This window comes from Enterobacter cloacae complex sp. 2022EL-00788, from assembly GCF_026627565.1.
GTDB lineage: Bacteria > Pseudomonadota > Gammaproteobacteria > Enterobacterales > Enterobacteriaceae > Enterobacter > Enterobacter pasteurii.
Window position 1 is genome coordinate 1 of record NZ_JAPNMC010000008.1, and the last position, 18,881, is coordinate 18,881.

16 protein-coding genes and 5 tRNA genes are annotated in these 18,881 nt (G+C 56.8%); 5 read left to right on the forward strand and 16 right to left on the reverse strand.

Translation table 11 applies throughout. The features are described from left to right. Window positions 1–256 precede the first annotated feature (256 nt). From OWK27_RS13805 to leuA, 5 genes are all read left to right on the forward strand, one after another. Window positions 257–1,441, forward strand: a complete 1,185-nt coding sequence (locus OWK27_RS13805; RefSeq protein ID WP_267590606.1) for an MFS transporter — start codon at window positions 257–259, stop codon at window positions 1,439–1,441. Between the two features lie 314 nt (window positions 1,442–1,755). Beyond that, a complete protein-coding gene (emrR, locus tag OWK27_RS13810) occupies window positions 1,756–2,286 on the forward strand; it encodes a multidrug efflux transporter EmrAB transcriptional repressor EmrR (protein ID WP_176609651.1) in 531 nt (176 codons plus the stop codon). A gap of 129 nt (window positions 2,287–2,415) precedes the next feature. Then, window positions 2,416–3,588 carry a multidrug efflux MFS transporter periplasmic adaptor subunit EmrA gene (gene emrA, locus OWK27_RS13815; protein WP_176609650.1) on the forward strand — a complete coding sequence of 391 codons (1,173 nt, stop codon included), beginning with the start codon at window positions 2,416–2,418 and terminating at the stop codon, window positions 3,586–3,588. A 16-nt stretch (window positions 3,589–3,604) separates the two neighbouring features. Then, the gene (emrB, locus tag OWK27_RS13820) at window positions 3,605–5,152 is read left to right on the forward strand and encodes a multidrug efflux MFS transporter permease subunit EmrB (protein WP_006811709.1); all 1,548 of its coding nucleotides are present in this window, start codon (window positions 3,605–3,607) and stop codon (window positions 5,150–5,152) included. 96 nt (window positions 5,153–5,248) lie between these two features. Next, window positions 5,249–6,904: a 2-isopropylmalate synthase gene (gene leuA, locus OWK27_RS13825; protein WP_252004302.1), complete on the forward strand. Its 1,656-nt coding sequence runs from the start codon at window positions 5,249–5,251 to the stop codon at window positions 6,902–6,904. Here the strand turns inward: leuA and OWK27_RS13830 are convergent. The 16 genes from OWK27_RS13830 to mltB all read right to left on the reverse strand — a co-directional run bounded on the left by OWK27_RS13830 (window position 6,891) and on the right by mltB (window position 18,881). After that, window positions 6,891–7,655 carry an AraC family transcriptional regulator gene (locus OWK27_RS13830; protein ID WP_148421357.1) on the reverse strand — a complete coding sequence of 255 codons (765 nt, stop codon included), beginning with the start codon at window positions 7,653–7,655 and terminating at the stop codon, window positions 6,891–6,893. The genes leuA and OWK27_RS13830 overlap by 14 nt on opposite strands. A 53-nt stretch (window positions 7,656–7,708) precedes the next feature. Further along, window positions 7,709–8,224 carry an S-ribosylhomocysteine lyase gene (luxS, locus tag OWK27_RS13835; RefSeq protein WP_003862180.1) on the reverse strand — a complete coding sequence of 172 codons (516 nt, stop codon included), beginning with the start codon at window positions 8,222–8,224 and terminating at the stop codon, window positions 7,709–7,711. Between the two features lie 152 nt (window positions 8,225–8,376). Continuing rightward, window positions 8,377–9,921 (reverse strand): glutamate--cysteine ligase, encoded by a 1,545-nt coding sequence (gene gshA / locus OWK27_RS13840; RefSeq protein ID WP_193356688.1) that lies wholly within the window; start codon window positions 9,919–9,921, stop codon window positions 8,377–8,379. Window positions 9,922–10,004: 83 nt separating this feature from the next. Then, complete coding sequence (locus OWK27_RS13845; protein WP_017692791.1) at window positions 10,005–10,433, reverse strand: YqaA family protein; 429 nt, start codon at window positions 10,431–10,433, stop codon at window positions 10,005–10,007. Beyond that, the gene (yqaB, locus tag OWK27_RS13850; protein WP_193356689.1) at window positions 10,430–10,996 is read right to left on the reverse strand and encodes a fructose-1-phosphate/6-phosphogluconate phosphatase; all 567 of its coding nucleotides are present in this window, start codon (window positions 10,994–10,996) and stop codon (window positions 10,430–10,432) included. Before yqaB ends, OWK27_RS13845 begins: the two co-directional genes overlap by 4 nt. A gap of 250 nt (window positions 10,997–11,246) precedes the next feature. Beyond that, window positions 11,247–11,323, reverse strand: a tRNA-Arg gene (locus tag OWK27_RS13855). 161 nt (window positions 11,324–11,484) lie between these two features. Then, window positions 11,485–11,561, reverse strand: a tRNA-Arg gene (locus OWK27_RS13860). Window positions 11,562–11,590: 29 nt separating this feature from the next. Further along, window positions 11,591–11,667, reverse strand: a tRNA-Arg gene (locus OWK27_RS13865). A gap of 64 nt (window positions 11,668–11,731) precedes the next feature. Continuing rightward, window positions 11,732–11,808, reverse strand: a tRNA-Arg gene (locus OWK27_RS13870). Window positions 11,809–11,812: 4 nt separating this feature from the next. Continuing rightward, window positions 11,813–11,905: transfer RNA gene (locus OWK27_RS13875), tRNA-Ser, on the reverse strand. 342 nt (window positions 11,906–12,247) lie between these two features. Continuing rightward, entirely contained in the window at window positions 12,248–12,433 is a 186-nt protein-coding gene (csrA, locus tag OWK27_RS13880) for a carbon storage regulator CsrA (RefSeq protein WP_000906486.1), read from the reverse strand. Window positions 12,434–12,674: 241 nt separating this feature from the next. After that, window positions 12,675–15,302, reverse strand: coding sequence for an alanine--tRNA ligase (alaS, locus tag OWK27_RS13885; RefSeq protein ID WP_193356058.1), 2,628 nt, complete (start codon window positions 15,300–15,302; stop codon window positions 12,675–12,677). A gap of 131 nt (window positions 15,303–15,433) precedes the next feature. Then, entirely contained in the window at window positions 15,434–15,934 is a 501-nt protein-coding gene (recX, locus tag OWK27_RS13890; RefSeq protein ID WP_148421349.1) for a recombination regulator RecX, read from the reverse strand. Between the two features lie 68 nt (window positions 15,935–16,002). Further along, window positions 16,003–17,061 carry a recombinase RecA gene (gene recA / locus OWK27_RS13895; RefSeq protein WP_176609645.1) on the reverse strand — a complete coding sequence of 353 codons (1,059 nt, stop codon included), beginning with the start codon at window positions 17,059–17,061 and terminating at the stop codon, window positions 16,003–16,005. Window positions 17,062–17,150: 89 nt separating this feature from the next. After that, window positions 17,151–17,648 carry a nicotinamide-nucleotide amidase gene (gene pncC, locus OWK27_RS13900; protein WP_148421345.1) on the reverse strand — a complete coding sequence of 166 codons (498 nt, stop codon included), beginning with the start codon at window positions 17,646–17,648 and terminating at the stop codon, window positions 17,151–17,153. Between the two features lie 132 nt (window positions 17,649–17,780). Continuing rightward, complete coding sequence (gene mltB / locus OWK27_RS13905) at window positions 17,781–18,881, reverse strand: lytic murein transglycosylase B (RefSeq protein ID WP_176609643.1); 1,101 nt, start codon at window positions 18,879–18,881, stop codon at window positions 17,781–17,783.

Below are 18,881 nucleotides of genomic sequence, written 5' to 3' on the forward strand. Positions count from 1 at the left end.
TAAAGACGCGGAGAAAAATTTCTGGCAGACTGTCTGTAAAGGCACGATGAGGTCTCTTCTGATTTGTTAGCGCAACCAGTAGATCACACTTCATCGTGCTTTTCATTTTTCTGGGGAACCCTCAGCCTTTGGGGAGAGGGTTAGGGTGAGGGGCATAAACCGCACAATCCATCACGTAACAATCCCCCAACATTCACAATCATTAGTTATTATGTTTCCGGAAAAATAATCACCTAACTAACGATTCCTGAAACTAATGACAAAAACAACTCAGGGGCTTAGCCCCGCGCTTATCCTTTTAATGTCCGTGGCAACGGGCCTGGCTGTCGCCAGCAACTATTACGCGCAGCCTCTGCTTGATACCATCGCGCGCGCTTTCGATCTTTCTGCCAGCTCCGCCGGCTTTATCGTCACCGCCGCGCAGCTCGGCTATGCGGCAGGGCTGCTGTTCCTGGTGCCGCTTGGCGATATGTTTGAGCGCCGGATGCTTATTGTCTCCATGACGCTTCTGGCGGCAGGCGGCATGCTGATCACCGCAAGCAGCCAGTCGTTAACGATGATGATTATCGGCACCGCGCTGACGGGGCTGTTCTCCGTGGTGGCGCAAATTCTGGTTCCCCTCGCCGCAACGCTGGCCTCGCCGGAAAAACGCGGCAAAGTGGTCGGCACCATCATGAGCGGCCTGCTGCTGGGCATCCTGCTGGCGCGAACCGTTGCGGGTCTGCTGGCGAGCCTCGGCGGCTGGCGCACCGTTTACTGGGTGGCGAGCGTGCTGATGGTTGTCATGGCGCTGGCGCTGTGGCGCGGCCTGCCGAAAGTGAAGCAGGATAATCACCTGAACTATGCGCAGCTCCTCGCTTCCGTTTTCAGCCTCTTCACCAGAGATAAGCTCCTGCGCACGCGCGCTATTCTGGGGTGCCTGACCTTCGCCAACTTCAGCATTTTGTGGACGTCGATGGCGTTTCTGCTCGCGGCCCCGCCGTTTAACTATTCGGAAGGGGTCATTGGCCTGTTCGGGCTGGCGGGCGCGGCGGGCGCACTGGGCGCGCGTCCGGCTGGGGGGCTGGCCGACAAGGGCAAATCTCACATGACCACCTCCGCAGGGCTGGTGCTGCTCCTGCTCTCCTGGGCTGCGATCTGGTACGGGCATACCTCGGTGCTGGCGCTGATTGTCGGTATTCTGGTCCTCGACCTCACCGTGCAGGGCGTGCATATCACCAATCAGACCGTGATTTATCGCGTGAAGCCGGACGCGCGTAACCGCCTCACCGCCGGGTACATGACCAGCTACTTTATCGGCGGCGCGGCGGGCTCGCTGATTTCAGCCTCCGCGTGGCAGCATGCGGGCTGGACGGGCGTATGCGCTATCGGCGCTATCGTGGCGGCAGTGAACCTGCTGGTATGGTGGCGCGGGTATCACCGTCAGGACGCAATTCACTAAGATTTACATTGCTTTGGGCCTCCTGGGGTGTAAAGGGGGCCTGCATCTGTTAATGTAACGGTAATCATTTATCCCAGAAATTTTACTGTGGGTGACATATTTACTACCGGCATGAATAGCTCAGACCCCTGTCCTCACGTCCTCTCTTTCGCGGGTACCCACCCCACCCTTTCTGTGCTCACCGGGTCACGGATTTACCCGGCGCTTTCTGACGGTGACATACTTTTGGCGGATATAACCGCACAAATAATTCATTTACATTATTTGTCACCGTCGTTACTATATCGGCTGTAATTAATGAGGTTATGCCCAAAATGGATAGTTCGTTTACGCCCATTGAACAAATGCTTAAGTTCCGCGCCAGTCGTCATGAGGACTTCCCGTATCAGGAAATCCTGCTGACGCGCCTGTGCATGCACATGCAGGGTAAGCTGCTGGAAAACCGTAATAAAATGCTGAAAGCTCAAGGGATTAACGAGACGTTGTTTATGGCGTTGATTACGCTGGAGTCTCAGGAAAATCATAGCATTCAGCCGTCGGAACTGAGCTGCGCGCTGGGTTCATCCCGTACTAACGCAACCCGTATTGCTGACGAGCTGGAAAAGCGCGGCTGGATCGAACGCCGTGAAAGCGATAACGATCGCCGCTGCCTGCATCTGCAGCTGACCGAAAAAGGTCACGAATTCCTGCGCGAAGTGCTGCCGCCGCAGCACAACTGCCTGCACCAGCTCTGGTCTGCCCTCAGCACCGCCGAGCGCGACCAGCTTGAGCACATTACTCGCAAGCTGCTCACCCGTCTGGACCAGATGGATGAAGATGGCACCATTCTCGAGGCGCTGCGCTAACGCGACAATCCGCTCAACATTCCAGATTTCGAAAAGAAAAACTGACAGGCCAGCACGTCAAACTGCTGGCCTTTCTGACAACAGGTCGGCTCAGCCGATGTGAAAATAAAAAGATCGTGGAGAACAACAATGAGCGCAAATGCGGAGAACACTCCCCCGCAGCAACCGGTCAACAAGAAGGGCAAACGTAAGAGCGCCCTTCTTCTGCTGACCTTGCTCTTTATTATTATTGCCGTGGCATATGGGATCTATTGGTTTTTAGTATTGCGTCATGTTGAAGAGACAGACGATGCATACGTGGCAGGGAACCAGGTTCAAATCATGGCGCAGGTGTCGGGCAGCGTGACGAAAGTCTGGGCCGACAACACCGACTTTGTGAAAAAAGGCGATGTGCTGGTCACGCTCGATCCGACCGACGCCCAGCAGGCGTTTGAAAAAGCACAGACGCAGCTGGCCTCCAGCGTTCGTCAGACCCGACAGCTGATGATCAACAGCAAGCAGCTTCAGGCCAACATCGACGTGCAGAAAACCGCACTGGCGCAGGCGCAGAGCGACCTTAAGCGTCGCGTTCCTCTCGGCACCGCCAACCTGATTGGCCGCGAAGAGCTGCAGCACGCCCGCGATGCGGTTGCCAGCGCTCAGGCGCAGCTGGACGTGGCGATTCAGCAGTACAACGCCAACCAGGCGATGGTGCTGGGCACCTCTCTGGAAAACCAGCCAGCGGTGCAACAGGCAGCGACCGAGGTGCGCAACGCATGGCTTGCCCTGCAGCGTACGAAAATCGTCAGCCCGATGACCGGCTACGTCTCTCGCCGCTCGGTGCAGCCTGGCGCGCAAATTGGCACCACCACCCCGCTGATGGCCGTCGTTCCGGCGAACAATCTGTGGGTGGACGCGAACTTCAAAGAGACCCAGCTTGCGCATATGCGTATCGGCCAGACCGCGACCGTGGTCAGCGACATCTACGGTGATGACGTGAAGTACACCGGGAAAGTGGTCGGTCTGGACATGGGCACCGGCAGCGCATTCAGCCTGCTGCCCGCGCAGAACGCCACCGGGAACTGGATAAAAGTGGTACAGCGCTTGCCGGTGCGTATCGAGCTGGATCCTAAACAGCTGGCAGACCATCCGCTGCGAATTGGCCTTTCCACGCTGGTGACGGTGGATACCGCCAACCGCGACGGCCAGATCCTCGCAAGCCAGGTGCGCAGCACGCCGGCTTATGAAAGTAACGCCCGTGAAATTAGCCTCGATCCGGTCAATAAGCTGATCGATGACATCGTGAAGGCAAACGCCGGTTAATCCGAAGGTGAGCGTTATGCAACAGCAAAAGCCGCAAAAACCGCTGGAGGGGGCGCAGCTGGTCATTATGACCATTGCGCTGTCGCTGGCGACATTCATGCAGGTGCTGGACTCCACCATCGCAAACGTGGCGATCCCAACCATCGCCGGTAACCTTGGCTCATCCCTGAGCCAGGGGACCTGGGTTATTACCTCGTTCGGGGTGGCGAACGCCATCTCCATTCCGATTACCGGCTGGCTGGCGAAGCGCGTCGGCGAAGTGAAGCTGTTCCTCTGGTCGACGATCCTGTTCGTGCTTGCCTCCTGGGCGTGCGGCATGTCCAGCAGCCTGACGATGCTGATCTTCTTCCGCGTTATTCAGGGGATTGTCGCCGGTCCGTTGATTCCGCTATCGCAAAGCTTACTGCTGAATAACTATCCGCCCGCCAAACGCTCCATCGCGCTCGCGCTGTGGTCGATGACGGTGATTGTCGCGCCAATTTGCGGGCCAATCCTCGGCGGCTATATCAGCGATAACTACCACTGGGGCTGGATCTTCTTCATCAACGTGCCTATCGGTGCGCTGGTGGTGCTGATGACGCTTCAGTCTCTGCGCGGCCGCGAAACGCGGACCGAACAGCGGCGGATCGACGGCATCGGGCTGGCGCTGCTGGTTGTCGGCATCGGCAGCCTGCAAATCATGCTCGACCGCGGTAAGGAGCTGGACTGGTTTGCCTCGACGGAAATCATCGTGCTGACGGTGGTCGCCGTGGTTGCCATCAGCTTCCTGATTGTCTGGGAGCTGACGGACGATAACCCGATTGTCGATCTCTCGCTGTTTAAGTCGCGAAACTTCACCATCGGCTGCCTCTGTATCAGCCTCGCCTATATGCTCTACTTCGGCGCGATCGTTCTGCTGCCGCAGCTGCTGCAGGAGGTTTACGGCTATACCGCAACCTGGGCGGGGCTGGCGTCCGCGCCGGTAGGGCTAATACCGGTGCTGCTGTCGCCGATTATTGGCCGCTTCGCCCATAAGCTCGATATGCGCAGGCTGGTGACCTTCAGCTTCATCATGTACGCCGTGTGCTTCTACTGGCGCGCGTACACGTTCGAGCCGGGAATGGACTTTGGCGCTTCCGCGTGGCCGCAGTTTATTCAGGGCTTTGCCGTGGCGTGCTTCTTTATGCCGCTGACCACCATTACGCTTTCCGGGCTGCCGCCCGAGCGCATGGCGGCGGCATCGAGCCTGTCGAACTTTACCCGCACGCTGGCGGGCTCCATCGGGACCTCGATCACCACTACCCTGTGGACCAACCGGGAATCGATGCACCATGCCCAGCTGACCGAAGCGGTAAACCCGTTCAACCCGAACGCGCAGCAGATGTATAGCCAGCTTGAGGGGATGGGCATGACGGAGCAGCAGGCGTCCGGCTGGCTTGCCCAGCAGATCACCAACCAGGGGTTAATTATCTCGGCGAACGAAATTTTCTGGATTTCGGCCGGGATCTTTATCGTCCTGCTGGGGCTGGTGTGGTTTGCCAAACCGCCGTTTGGAGCCGGTAGCGGCGGCGGCGGCGCGCATTAATTCGCGTTGTCCAAAACGCGACAGCGATTGTCAGTTCCGATAAAGCAGCGCTCCTGAAATCGATTCACGATAGTGAAAAGACAACAGGAGCGCATCATGCTGAACACCCCCGCCGACAAATACCGGCCTTATCCCCCGCTTTCCCTGCCCGACCGCCGCTGGCCGGAGCAACGCATTACGCGCGCGCCGCGCTGGCTCTCCACCGACCTGCGCGACGGTAACCAGGCTCTGGCCGAGCCGATGGACGGCGCGCGCAAGCTGCTGTTCTGGGAGCTGCTGCTGGACTGCGGCTTTAAGGAGATCGAGGTTGCTTTTCCGTCCGCCTCGCAGACGGACTTCAATTTTGTGCGCCAGCTGATTGAAGAAAACCGCATTCCGGATGACGTCACCATTCAGGCGTTAACCCAGGCGCGGGAAGATCTCATCATCCGCACCTTTGCGTCCCTGCGCGGCGCTAAGCAGGCCACCGTACACCTCTATAATGCGACAGCCCCGCTGTTCCGCCGTCTGGTGTTCGGCATGGAGAAGACGCAGGTAGTCGAACTGGCGACGCGCTCCACGCGCCTTATCCGGCAATTATGCGAAGAAAACCCCGACACCCGCTGGCAGTATGAGTATTCGCCGGAAACCTTCTGCTTTACCGAGCCGGAGTTTGCGCTGGAGATTTGTGAAGCCGTGGCGGATATCTGGCAGCCGTGCGGGGCGCGTCCGATGATCGTCAACTTACCGGCCACCGTGGAAGTGAGTACGCCGAACGTCTATGCCGACCAGATCGAGTATTTCTGCCGCCACTTCAGCCGCCGCAGCGACGTCTGCATCAGCGTGCATCCGCATAACGATCGCGGGACAGGCGTCGCCAGCGCGGAGCTGGCGGTGATGGCCGGAGCCGATCGCGTGGAGGGATGCCTGTTTGGCAACGGCGAGCGCACGGGCAACGTCTGCCTGGTGACGCTGGCGATGAATCTCTACAGCCAGGGCGTTAGCCCGAATCTTGACTTCAGCGATATGCACCGGGTGGTAGAAACGGTTGAAACCTGCAACCAGCTTCCCGTCCATCCGCGTCATCCGTGGGCGGGTCGGCTGGCCTATACCGCCTTCTCCGGCTCGCATCAGGATGCCATCAAGAAAGGCTTCGATGCCCGCCGGCCTGGCGAGCGCTGGGAGATGCCGTACCTGCCCGTCGATCCGCAGGATATCGGCTGTACCTATGAAGCGGTCATCCGCGTGAACAGCCAGTCAGGAAAAAGCGGCAGCGCATGGCTTATCGAGCAAAACCACGGCCTGAAGTTGCCCCGCGCGCTGCAGCAGGATTTTAGCCAGCACGTGCAGCAGGAAACGGATCGCCACGGAAAAGAGATGACGCAGAATGCGCTGTGGCAGCTGTTTCGTACCCGCTACGGGCTGGTAGCGGCCCCGCAGTTTGCCCTGCAGTCCTACAGCAGCGACGGCCAGAAGGACGGCCTGCTGCGGCTGACGGCGATCGTTGCAACGCAGGGAGGAACGCGCCAGCTGGAGGGCCAGGGGAACGGGCTGCTCTCCGCCGCCGCTCACGGCTTAAGCCGCTGGGTCGACGCGCCGTTTGTGATTAAGGATTATCACGAACATACCCTGGGTGAACGCAGCGACAGCCGCTCGGTGGCCTATATCCGCTGCCTGTTCCAGGACGGTACCAGCAGCTGGGGCGTGGGCATTGACGGCGACGTGGCGCGCGCATCGCTTCAGGCGCTGCTTAACGCGGTCAGTCGTTCTTAAAGTAATCGCTGGGTGAGATACCCATCACCCGGCGAAACATTGCCGTGAACGCGCTGTGGCTGCCGTACCCCAGATCCAGCGCCACGCGCAACACCGGCTGGCCCTGCGCCAGCCGCACTAGTGCTTCCAGCAGCCGCGCCCGTCTCACCCATTCGCTGTAGCTTAACCCGGTCTGCTGCTGAAAATGGCGGTTCAGCGTGCGTTCGCTCATGCTCAACAGCTTCGCCGCCTGTGCGCTGCTCCAGCTCTCGCCTGAGGCCTGTCGAATCTGCTGGCAAAGGTGACGTAGCGCCTCGCTTTGCGGTTCAGGCAGGTGAAACGGCAGTATCGGCATGATGCGAATTTCGTCGAGGATCAGCTCATAGACGCGTTCATCGCGGCTTCCGGGGGCGTAAGATTCAGGAAGCGTAAGTGAGGTAAGGATCAGCTCGCGCAACAGCGGGGAGATCTGCACGATCTGACAGGTCGCCGGGAGATCGGCGCGCGCCAGCGGATCGATAAACAGCGTGCGGGCCGCAACGTTGCCGGTGATGCGCAGGGCGTGCTGCGTACCCGCAGGTAGCCACACGCCGCGGCCAGGCGGCACCACCCAGCAGCCGGAGACGGTATCGACGCGCACGACGCCCGTCAGGCTATGCAGGAGCTGCGCGCAGTCGTGCCGATGCCACGGCTCGCTGGCACCGTGAGCATAATCATGTGCGAACGGAACAAGCGGGCGGTGGGTAAAGGAGAAGGTTGTGGTTGTGGTCATGGGCTAAACAACCCTCACCCTACCCTCTCCCTGAAGGAGAGGGAAAAGGTGCACTAGATGTGCAGTTCCTGGAGCTTCTCTTTTGGCAGGGCCAGCTCATCGTTGCTGTTTACGCGAACGTCGCGTTCGATGATATGGCGGGCAATCTCCTGCGCTTCTTCCAGAGAGTGCATCTGGTAGGTGCCGCACTGATACACGTTCAGCTCGGGGATCTGGTTCTGCTCTTTTACCTTCAGCACGTCTTCCATCGCCGCTTTCCACGCATCCGCAACGCGCTTCTCTTCTGGCTGACCAATCAGGCTCATGTAAAAACCGGTGCGGCAGCCCATCGGAGAGATATCGATGATCTCAACGCCGTTGCCGTTCAGGTGGTCGCGCATAAAGCCGGCGAACAGGTGCTCCAGGGTGTGAATGCCTTTCTCCGGCATCACTTCCTTATTTGGCACGCAGAAGCGCAGATCGAAAACGGTGATCGTGTCGCCGTGCGGGGTGTTCATGGTCTTCGCCACGCGGACTGCAGGTGCTTCCATACGGGTATGGTCGACAGTAAAGCTATCTAATAACGGCATACGTCACCTCCGATAGTGATTTTTTTTAAAATAAACTGAACTCTTCTACACAATGCGCGTCTGAGTATATGAAAGACGCGCATTTGTTATCATCATCCCTGAATTCAGAGATGGATATTTTGGCCACAGCGATGTGGCCTTTTTCTTTTGGTTCAGGCCTGTTTCGCCAGAAACGCCTCAAACGACTCCGTATCCGCCGCTTCGACCTCTTTCTGACGCACAATAGATGCATCGCGCTCCGCCGCAAAATCTGCTTCGCTCAGGATCTCTAACGGTTCCTGCATCAGCATCTCGCGGTACTCCGCTGAGAGTGAACGCCCCGTGCCACCAATCCCCTGTTCAATCATAGAACGCAGAATACGCGCCGAGAACGTCAGCTCCGGGTTATCAAAGCTTTCGACCAGTTCGTCGCAGACCTTCTGGTAAGCTTCACCGCCGTACACGCTGTCCAGCGTCTGGGCCACGCGCTTCAGGTCCTGGAACAGATCTTTGCCCACCTTCGCGAGCGGGAACTGCGCCGTTTCACAGCCAATGCCTAACGTCAGGCCCGGCTTGCGCCCTTCCAGAATCACGCGATTCCAGTTGGTACGGGTACACAGCAGCTCGTCGGCGCTCATTTCCGGCGCATCCGCCAGCACGCACCAGACCATAAACAGGTCGAGGAAGCGAACCTGCTGCTCGTCAACGCCAATCGGTGAGAACGGGTTGATATCCAGCGAGCGCACTTCAATGTATTCAATACCGCCACGCTGCAGCGCATCCGACGGGGTTTCCCCGCTGCGCGTTACGCGCTTCGGACGAATTGGCGCATACAGCTCGTTTTCAATCTGCAATACGTTGCTGTTGATTTGCAGGCGCTTGCCGTCTTTTTCGAGGCCGATTTTTTCGTACTCTTCCGAGGGAGTTTTAATCGCCCGCTTCAAGCCTGCCACATAGTCGTGCAAATCGTTAAACGTAATTCCGAGATTGCTTTGCGATTTATTGGTATAGCCAAGATCGCTCAGGCGCAGGGAAGTCGCGTACGGCAGGTAATACATTCCGCACTCGGTTTTCTCGAACGGCAGCGTGGTTGGTTTACCCTGCAGGAACGAGGAGCAGATCGCCGGAGACGCGCCAAACAGATACGGAATAACCCAGCCGAAACGGTAATAGTTGCGGATCAGGCGGAAATAACCCGCAGAGATCGCTTCTTTGTCCGTTTCACCGCATTTCGCCTGCCAGAACGCCATTGGCAGAGAGAAGTTATAATGCACGCCAGAGATGGTCTGCATCAGTGCGCCGTAGCGATTTTTCAGGCCCTCACGGTACAGCGTTTTCAGCCGACCAATATTCGAGGTGCCGTACTGCGCCAGCTCGATATCCTGGCCCTGTTCGATATAGCACGGCATGCTGAGCGGCCACATGCGCTCGTCGCCGAGGTTGCGGGCGGTGAAGCGATGCACATCGCGCATGATCGTCAGCATATGATCGATATCGCCGTCTACCGGCGTAATGAACTCCAGCAGCGCTTCGGCGAAATCGGTTGTGATCCATTTATGTGTCAGCGCCGAGCCTAACGCCTTCGGGTGTCCCGTTGTCGCTAAGCTACCATCCGCATTTACGCGCAGCGTTTCGCGCTCAAGCCCACGCTGAATCCCCTTCAGTGCCTGAGGGTGATTTTCCAGCCAGGCCAGCGCCTGTGATACGTCCGGGATCAATTTGACCTCCCGCCTGTCAAAAAATTGTCACTCAGCATAATTGTAATGGTTGACGATTGAAGGTCGCGAATTCATTCCACCAATTAGTGCCACCACGTCATACCCTGTAGTGTTACCCATGCCAGTAAAACATAGCGTAACGCCTTGCCAAGGCACAAAAAAAAGAGCACCGGTCCCCAGGAGATGCGCATCCATCCCGCCAGCAGACACAGTAAATCGCCTATTACAGGCATCCAGCTTAATAACAGCGTGGCAGCGCCATAGCGTTTTAGCCAGCCCACCGCCTTTTCCTGCCAGCGAGATTTTTCGCGTAGCGGAAAGAAACGTCCAAGAATAACGTTAGTCAGCCCTCCAAGGCTATTACCCATTGTTGCTATTAAGACCAGCAACCAGGGCTGACTCACGCCGGACAACAGCATCGCCACCAGTACCACTTCCGAATTCCCCGGCAAGAGGGTGGAGCTTAAAAAACTGCTGGCGAATAATGAAGCAAGTGACAGCGCGTCACTCACAGTAAGCGAACGTCCACCGCCGCCATGCCTGCATCACGCGCGGCCTGAATACCAAAGTCGGCATCTTCAAACACAACGCATTTTGCAGGCGGGACGCCCATTAATTCTGCGCAGAGCAGAAAGGTGTCCGGTGCGGGTTTGTGATTTTTAACATGATCGGCAGCAACGACGGCAGAAAAATAGTGGCGCAGGCCAAGGTGATTGAGCAGCGCTTCAGCAATGGCGCTCTCGCTGCCCGTGCCGACGGACATAGGACGACGTCCGTGCCACGCTTTAACGACGTCAATAAGCGGTAAAGGCTGCACCGTGTCTAACAGTATGGCTTTTACCGCATCGGTTTTTTCACGCGCGAGCTGGTGCGGGTCGAGATCGGCCTGGTTTAGCTCAATCACGGCCTGTGCGATACGCCAGGTGGGAGATCCGTTGAGGGCAATCATCGCCTGTAAATCGAAGCGCATTCCGTAACGGCCAAGAACGTCAGTCCAGGCCTGGCGATGCGTGGGTTCGGTATCCAGGAGAGTGCCATCCATGTCGAAGATCAAACCGTCATACTGTGCGTACATCGTGCTCTCGCTAAACGATTAACAAAGCATTACTTTATCGTAAAAGGTGGTTTTTGTCGCTGACAGAGAGTGTGATTGCTGACGGAACGTCGAAGGAATAAACAAAAGGGGAGAAGATGGTGCATCCGGGAGGATTACTCGGCTTACGCCTCGCCCTGCGGGCCGTTGCTAAAGCAACGTTATCCTCCCTGGTGCTTGCGATTAACTCGCAGACCTTGAAACAACAGCATCGCTGTTATCTCGGAGAATATGGTGCATCCGGGAGGATTCGAACCTCCGACCGCTCGGTTCGTAGCCGAGTACTCTATCCAGCTGAGCTACGGATGCATCAGGGAAATGCTTTTAGAAACAGTAGATGGTGCATCCGGGAGGATTACTCGGCTGCGCCTCGCCCTTCGGGCCGTTGCTAAAGCAACGTTATCCTCCCTGGTGCTTGCGATTAACTCGCAGACCTTGACACAACAGCATCGCTGTTATCTTGGAGAATATGGTGCATCCGGGAGGATTCGAACCTCCGACCGCTCGGTTCGTAGCCGAGTACTCTATCCAGCTGAGCTACGGATGCATCAGGGAACTGCTTTCAGAAATAGTAAATGGTGCATCCGGGAGGATTCGAACCTCCGACCGCTCGGTTCGTAGCCGAGTACTCTATCCAGCTGAGCTACGGATGCATCGGGATTTACTACTGTACTACTCGATATTCATATCACTTCGAAAGCAATATGAAGTAATAGATGGTGCATCCGGGAGGATTCGAACCTCCGACCGCTCGGTTCGTAGCCGAGTACTCTATCCAGCTGAGCTACGGATGCAAAATGGCGGTGAGGCGGGGATTCGAACCCCGGATGCAGCTTTTGACCGCATACTCCCTTAGCAGGGGAGCGCCTTCAGCCTCTCGGCCACCTCACCACACAACGCCTCTTTCGAGTGCTTCGAGTAACTCGTTAAGAGCTTCTCGTCGCTGCGTGGCGCATATATTACTTTCTGGGACTTATAAGTCAAACAATTTTCCACATGCTTTTTTCGTTTGCACAATTCGCACGCAATTCGCATGTAAAAGCCGCAAAGAGAGTGTTTTATAAGCGGATTTTGCAGGCATCTTCACAGAAATCTCCAGAGAGAAGCGGGTGATTTAGATGAGATAAAGGTATGGGAGTGGTTAAAAACGAAGCGTTTGAAATAGAACGGTAACTTTATGCAGGAAAAATAGCAGGAGGGTTGCGTCTCGCCCGACAGCGAGACGCGACAATATCAGTAACTGGACTGCTGGGATTTTTCAGCCTGGATACGCTGGTAGATCTCTTCACGGTGGACAGATACTTCTTTAGGAGCGTTAACACCAATACGTACCTGGTTACCCTTTACCCCTAAAACTGTCACGGTGACCTCATCCCCAATCATGAGGGTCTCACCAACTCGACGAGTCAGAATCAGCATTCTTTGCTCCTTGAAAGATTAAAAGAGTCGGGTCTCTTGTATCCCGGCATTATCCATCATATAACGCCAAAAAGTAAGCGATGACAAACACGTAAAGTGTAAGCAGTCACGGCATCACATTCTGTTAAACGTAAGTTTAGCCGATATACACAAACTCAACCTGACTTTATCGTTATCGATAGCGCAGTGAGCAAGACGCCATAACGTTACCGCTATGGCGTCTGCTTGTGCTTTGTAGTTATTACAGTTTCGCGCTTACCCAGCTTTCAACGCTGGCTAATGCCGCGGGAAGTGCCGCCGCATCCGTACCACCGGCTTGTGCCATGTCCGGACGACCGCCACCTTTACCACCCACTTGCTGGGCGACCATGCCAATCAGTTCCCCTGCTTTAACGCGGTCAGTTACGTCTTTAGAGACCCCCGCAATCAGAGAAACCTTACCCTCTGCGACCGTCGCCAGCACGATAACCGTTGAACCAAGCTGGTTCTTCAGATCGTCGACCATCGTGCGCAGCATCTTAGGCTCAACGCCCGCCAGATCGCTGACCAGCAGTTTAACGCCCTTAATGTCTACCGCTTTGCTGGAGAGGTTCGCACTCTCCTGCGCCGCAGCCTGCTCTTTAAGCTGCTGAAGCTCTTTTTCCAGCTGACGGGTACGATCCAGCGCAACGCGCACTTTTTCGCTCAGGTTCTGGCTATCGCCCTTCAGCAACTGCGCGATGTCGTGCAGCTGGTCGCTCTGCGCGTGCAGGCTGGCGATTGCGCCTTCGCCGGTGACCGCTTCGATACGACGAACGCCCGCAGCAGTACCCGATTCAGAAACGATGCGGAACAGGCCGATATCGCCGGTGCGAGAAGCGTGAGTACCGCCGCACAGCTCGGTAGAGAAGTCGCCCATGCTCAGTACGCGCACGCGATCGTCATATTTCTCGCCGAACAGCGCCATCGCACCCGCTTTCTTCGCCGCCTCGAGATCCATCACATGGGTTTCGATCGGCAGGTTACGGCGGATCTGCGCGTTCACCAGGTCTTCCACCGCGCGGATTTCAGACGGCTTCATCGCTTCAAAATGCGAGAAGTCGAAGCGCAGCATTTTGTCATTAACCAGAGAACCTTTCTGTGCAACGTGGGTACCCAGCACTTCGCGCAGGGCTGCGTGCATCAGGTGGGTTGCAGAGTGGTTCAGACGAATGCGCGCGCGACGGGCTTCATCAACGTTAGCCTGAACGCCCTCACCCACCTTCAGAGAGCCGGAAACCAGTTTGCCCTGGTGACCGATCGCCTGACCGTATTTCTGAGTGTCGCTCACGCTGAAGCTGAAGCCATTGCCTTTCAGTTCACCTTTATCGCCAACCTGACCACCGGATTCCGCATAGAATGGCGTTTTATCCAGAATGACCACGGCTTCCTGGCCCGCGCTGATGCTGTCTACGGCCTTGCCGTCAACAAACAGTGCGGTCACGTTGCTGGTCAGCGCCAGCTCTTCGTAACCTTTGAATTCAGACGCGCTGTCCACGCGGATCATCGCGTTGTAGTCCGCGCCAAAACCGCTGGATTCACGCGCGCGGCGACGCTGCTCTTCCATTGCGGCTTCAAAGCCGGCTTCGTCAACCTTGATGTTACGCTCGCGGCAAACGTCAGCCGTCAGGTCAACCGGGAAGCCGTAGGTGTCGTACAGGCGGAAAGCGGTTTCGCCGTCCAGCGTGTCGCCCTTCAGTTTTGCCAGCTCGTCGTCCAGCAGCGCAAGCCCGCGCTCCAGCGTACGGGCAAACTGCTCTTCTTCGGTTTTCAGAACCTGCTCTACCTGCGCCTGCTGGCGCTTCAGCTCGTCGCCGGCAGAACCCATTACGCCAATCAGTGGCCCAACGAGCTTATAGAAGAAGGTGTCCTTAGCGCCCAGCATGTTGCCGTGACGGATCGCGCGGCGAATGATACGACGCAGCACGTAGCCGCGGTTTTCATTCGACGGGATAACGCCGTCGGCAATCAGGAACGCGCAGGAACGAATATGGTCCGCAATCACGCGCAGAGATTTGTTGTTCAGATCGGTTGCGCCCGTCACGTCGGCAACGGCTTTGATCAGGGTGCTGAACAGGTCAATCTCATAGTTGGAGTTGACGTGTTGCAGAACGGCCGCGATACGCTCCAGGCCCATGCCGGTATCAACGGACGGTTTTGGCAGCGGCTCCATGGTGCCGTCAGCCTGACGGTTGAACTGCATGAAGACGATGTTCCAGATCTCAATGTAGCGATCGCCGTCTTCTTCCGCGCTGCCCGGAGGGCCGCCCCAGATATGGTCGCCGTGATCGTAGAAGATCTCGGTGCACGGGCCGCAGGGACCGGTGTCACCCATCTGCCAGAAGTTGTCGGACGCGTAAGGCGCGCCCTTGTTGTCACCGATACGAATGATACGTTCGCGTGGGATACCAACTTCTTTTTCCCAGATCTCAAACGCTTCGTCATCGGTCTCGTAAACGGTGACCCACAGACGCTCTTTCGGCAGGTTGAACCAGTTTTCACCGGTCAGCAGTTCCCACGCGTATTGAATGGCGTCGTGTTTGAAGTAGTCGCCGAAGCTGAAGTTACCCAGCATTTCGAAGAAGGTGTGGTGGCGCGCGGTGTAACCGACGTTTTCCAGGTCGTTGTGTTTACCGCCCGCACGCACGCAACGCTGTGAGGTTGTGGCGCGGGAATAATTACGCTTGTCGAGACCAAGGAACACATCCTTGAACTGGTTCATCCCGGCGTTGGTAAACAGCAGAGTCGGGTCATTGTTCGGTACCAGGGAGCTGCTGGCAACAACCTGGTGTCCCTTACTATGGAAAAAATCGAGAAACGCCTGACGGATCTCAGCGGTGCTCTTGCTCATAATTATCCTGAAATCAAGCTAACGAAATGTCGCAGCAGATCTGTATCTGAAAACAGTTGGACGGACCAGCTACTGGAAAAAGTGGGAATAAGATAAGTTTTCTTTAGTGGGAAGTAAAATCCCGCATGCGTTCAATCGGTAAAATTACGCCAGATATCCTGAATATCTTCCATCAGAAAGCCCCGGTAGAGCAAAAAGCGCTGGATTTTAACCTTTTCCGAAAATTCACGCGGCAGCGGCTCACCGTACTTTCGTACCGCCTGCTCCCGCGCCAGTTCGCACCAGTCGATGTCACTTTCACGCATGGCTTTTTCAATGGCTTCACGGGCAACGCCTTTCTGGTTCAGCTCCTGGCGGATACGCGCCGGGCCGTAGCCTTTGCGGCCACGGCTGGCGAGAAAGCGTGAGGCAAAACGGCCATCATCAAGATATTGATGCTCGTAGCACCAGGCAATCACGCGGTCGTAATCTTCCGCGGTGGCATCAATCGCTTCCGGCCCGTTTTTGCTCATGACGGGCGCTGACAGTTTCCGCCGCAGCTCCTGCTCGCTATGGTCGCGCACGGCGAGAATACGCACAGCCCGGTCCAGCAGGCGCGAGTAGGCGGGTCGGCGCGATGTTGGTTCACTCATAAAAAACCTGTCGATTCAGAAATGCAAAAAGGGCCGCATCAGCAGCCCTTCATTTTTATCCGAGAGGATTAAAAGTCTTCGTTGGTTTCTTCAGCATCCGCGCCGTCAACCACGAAATCAGGTTTAGAGTCCTGGTTGTTCAGCAGAAGCTCACGCACCTTCTTCTCGATCTCTTTCGCCGCAGCCGGGTTCTCTTTCAGCCAGGAGATAGCATTCGCTTTACCCTGACCAATCTTGTCGCCGTTGTAGCTGTACCATGCGCCCGCTTTTTCAATCAGCTTCTCTTTCACGCCCAGGTCAACCAGCTCGCCGAGGAAGTTGATGCCTTCGCCGTAGAGGATCTGGAACTCAGCCTGTTTGAACGGTGCTGCGATTTTGTTCTTCACAACCTTCACGCGGGTTTCGCTACCCACCACGTTCTCGCCCTCTTTCACCGCACCGATACGGCGGATATCCAGACGGACAGAGGCGTAGAATTTCAGTGCGTTACCACCGGTGGTGGTTTCCGGGTTACCGAACATCACACCAATTTTCATACGGATCTGGTTGATGAAGATCAGCAGCGTATTGGACTGCTTCAGGTTACCCGCCAGCTTACGCATCGCCTGGCTCATCATACGTGCCGCGAGGCCCATGTGAGAGTCACCGATTTCACCTTCGATTTCCGCTTTTGGCGTCAGCGCAGCAACGGAGTCGACGATGATCACGTCAACCGCACCGGAGCGCGCCAGCGCGTCACAAATTTCCAGTGCCTGCTCGCCGGTGTCCGGCTGAGAACACAGCAGGTTGTCAATATCAACGCCCAGTTTACGGGCATAGACTGGGTCCAGCGCGTGCTCGGCATCGATAAACGCACAGGTTTTACCTTCACGCTGTGCCGCCGCAACGACCTGCAGCGTCAGGGTCGTTTTACCTGAGGATTCCGGACCGTAGATTTCTACGATACGGCCCATCGGCAAACCGCCAGCGCCCAGTGCGATATCAAGAGAAAGCGAACCGGTGGAGATGGTTTCCACGTCCATGGAACGGTCTTCACCCAGGCGCATGATGGAGCCTTTACCGAATTGCTTTTCGATCTGGCCCAGTGCTGCCGCCAACGCTTTCTGTTTGTTTTCGTCGATAGCCATTATTACTCCTGTCATGCCGGGAGAAGCAACTGCGCTTCACCATGGACTTCTGTTCTGTTGAGGCAATTATACTGTATAGTCATACAGTATCAAGTCTTTTGTAGAAAATGTTGCCAGAGCGTTTTTAAAGCATAAACGGTGGCCTGACGACGCACGCTTTCGCGGTCGCCGCTGAAGCATTCCCGGCGGGTGATCCCTTCACCTTGAGAGGTGGCAAAGCCAAACCAGACGGTGCCGACAGGCTTCACGTCGCTGCCGCCGTCCGGCCCCGCGATGCCGCTGATGGAAACTGCGTAATCTGCCCGCGCCGCTTTGAGCGCACCGATGGCCATCTCAATCACCACCGGCTCGCTGACCGCGCCATGCTGTTCAAGCGTGGCTTCACGCACGCCGATCATCTGCGCTTTAGCCTCGTTACTGTAGGTTACAAACCCGCGTTCAAACCAGGCGGAACTGCCGGCAATATCGGTAATCGCCTTCGCCACCCAGCCGCCGGTGCAGGATTCTGCGGTGGTGATGGTCGCGCCACGCTGCTTCAGCGCCAGCCCTACCACTTCGCTAAGCTGCATCAATTCATGGTCAGTCATTATCGCTCCAGGCCGTAGAAAACATGCAGCACAAGATAGCACTTTCTCGTCAGATATGGGGACGCGCTTCAGGTTTTACGAGGGGGCTTCAGAAAATAGCCGGTGCGGGCGCACCGGCTGCGGAGAAGGCAATTACTGACTGAACGGTGACGCCGCCGGCACACGCGCCTGCGATACCGCCAGGCCCAGCTGCCACACGGCCATCGCATAGTGCGTGCTGTGGTTGTAGCGGGTGATGGTGTAGAAGTTCGGCAGGCCGAACCAGTACTGATAACCGGTCCCCACGTCCAGACGCAGCAGGCTTACCTGGTCAACGTTACCCAGCGGCTGCGTCGGCGTTAGGCCTGCCGCTGCAAGCTGCGCAACGCTGTATTTGGTTTTGAATCCGTTTGCCAGACCAAACGCCTCGCCGTTCGCCTGCACCGCCACCTGGCCGCCCGGCGTCCAGCCGTGTGCTTTGAAGTAGTTAGCCACGCTGCCGATGGCATCCTCAGGATCCCACAGGTTAATGTGTCCATCGCCGTTAAAATCAACCGCGTACTGCTTATAGGAAGACGGCATAAACTGGCCGTAGCCCATGGCACCGGCGAACGAGCCTTTCAGATCCAGCGGATCGTCCTGTTCGTCTCGCGCCATCAGCAGGAACGTTTCCAGTTCAGACGAGAAATACTCGGCGCGGCGCGGGTAATTGAAGGAGAGCGTCGCCAGCGCATCAAGAATGCGGGTTTTGCCCATCACGCGTCCCCAGCGGGTTTCCACGCCGATGATCCCGACAATGATTTCCGGCGGCACGCCGTAGACCTGCCACGCGCGGTTGAGCGCATCTTCATACTGGTTCCAGAACGCCACGCCATTCTGCACGTTGTCCGGGGTAATAAACTGTTTACGGTAGCGCAGCCACGCGCCGTTTGGCCCGGTCGGCACCTGGGCCGTCGGTGCCTGGCGGTCCATCAGGCGCAGCACGTAGTCCAGACGCTTCGCCTGGGACAAAATGGCATGCAGCTGCTGGCGGTCAAAACCGTGCTTGCTCACCATTTTATCGATGAACTGTTCGGCCGCAGGATTATTCGCGAAGTCGCCGCCCATCTGCATCATATTGTGCTGTGGCTCCAGCAGGAACCCGCCAGAAGGCGCGCCCGCCGTTTGCTGAGCGGCTTCGGTCTTAGGTTTGCTACTACAGGCAGACAGGAGAATAAGCGCAGGCAACAGCGCTGCATAACGACGCTTGAACAT

What these genes read in the sequence shown, in the direction of transcription:
- OWK27_RS13805 (WP_267590606.1), top strand. Translation starts at nt 257, where the DNA reads ATGACAAAAACAACTCAGGGGCTTAGCCCCGCGCTTATCCTTTTAATG.
- alaS (WP_193356058.1), bottom strand. Translation starts at nt 15,302, where the DNA reads ATGAGCAAGAGCACCGCTGAGATCCGTCAGGCGTTTCTCGATTTTTTC.
- pncC (WP_148421345.1), bottom strand. Translation starts at nt 17,648, where the DNA reads ATGACTGACCATGAATTGATGCAGCTTAGCGAAGTGGTAGGGCTGGCG.
- recA (WP_176609645.1), bottom strand. Translation starts at nt 17,061, where the DNA reads ATGGCTATCGACGAAAACAAACAGAAAGCGTTGGCGGCAGCACTGGGC.
- csrA (WP_000906486.1), bottom strand. Translation starts at nt 12,433, where the DNA reads ATGCTGATTCTGACTCGTCGAGTTGGTGAGACCCTCATGATTGGGGAT.
- mltB (WP_176609643.1), bottom strand. Translation starts at nt 18,881, where the DNA reads ATGTTCAAGCGTCGTTATGCAGCGCTGTTGCCTGCGCTTATTCTCCTG.
- leuA (WP_252004302.1), top strand. Translation starts at nt 5,249, where the DNA reads ATGCTGAACACCCCCGCCGACAAATACCGGCCTTATCCCCCGCTTTCC.
- emrR (WP_176609651.1), top strand. Translation starts at nt 1,756, where the DNA reads ATGGATAGTTCGTTTACGCCCATTGAACAAATGCTTAAGTTCCGCGCC.
- yqaB (WP_193356689.1), bottom strand. Translation starts at nt 10,996, where the DNA reads ATGTACGCACAGTATGACGGTTTGATCTTCGACATGGATGGCACTCTC.
- luxS (WP_003862180.1), bottom strand. Translation starts at nt 8,224, where the DNA reads ATGCCGTTATTAGATAGCTTTACTGTCGACCATACCCGTATGGAAGCA.
- OWK27_RS13830 (WP_148421357.1), bottom strand. Translation starts at nt 7,655, where the DNA reads ATGACCACAACCACAACCTTCTCCTTTACCCACCGCCCGCTTGTTCCG.
- emrB (WP_006811709.1), top strand. Translation starts at nt 3,605, where the DNA reads ATGCAACAGCAAAAGCCGCAAAAACCGCTGGAGGGGGCGCAGCTGGTC.
- emrA (WP_176609650.1), top strand. Translation starts at nt 2,416, where the DNA reads ATGAGCGCAAATGCGGAGAACACTCCCCCGCAGCAACCGGTCAACAAG.
- recX (WP_148421349.1), bottom strand. Translation starts at nt 15,934, where the DNA reads ATGAGTGAACCAACATCGCGCCGACCCGCCTACTCGCGCCTGCTGGAC.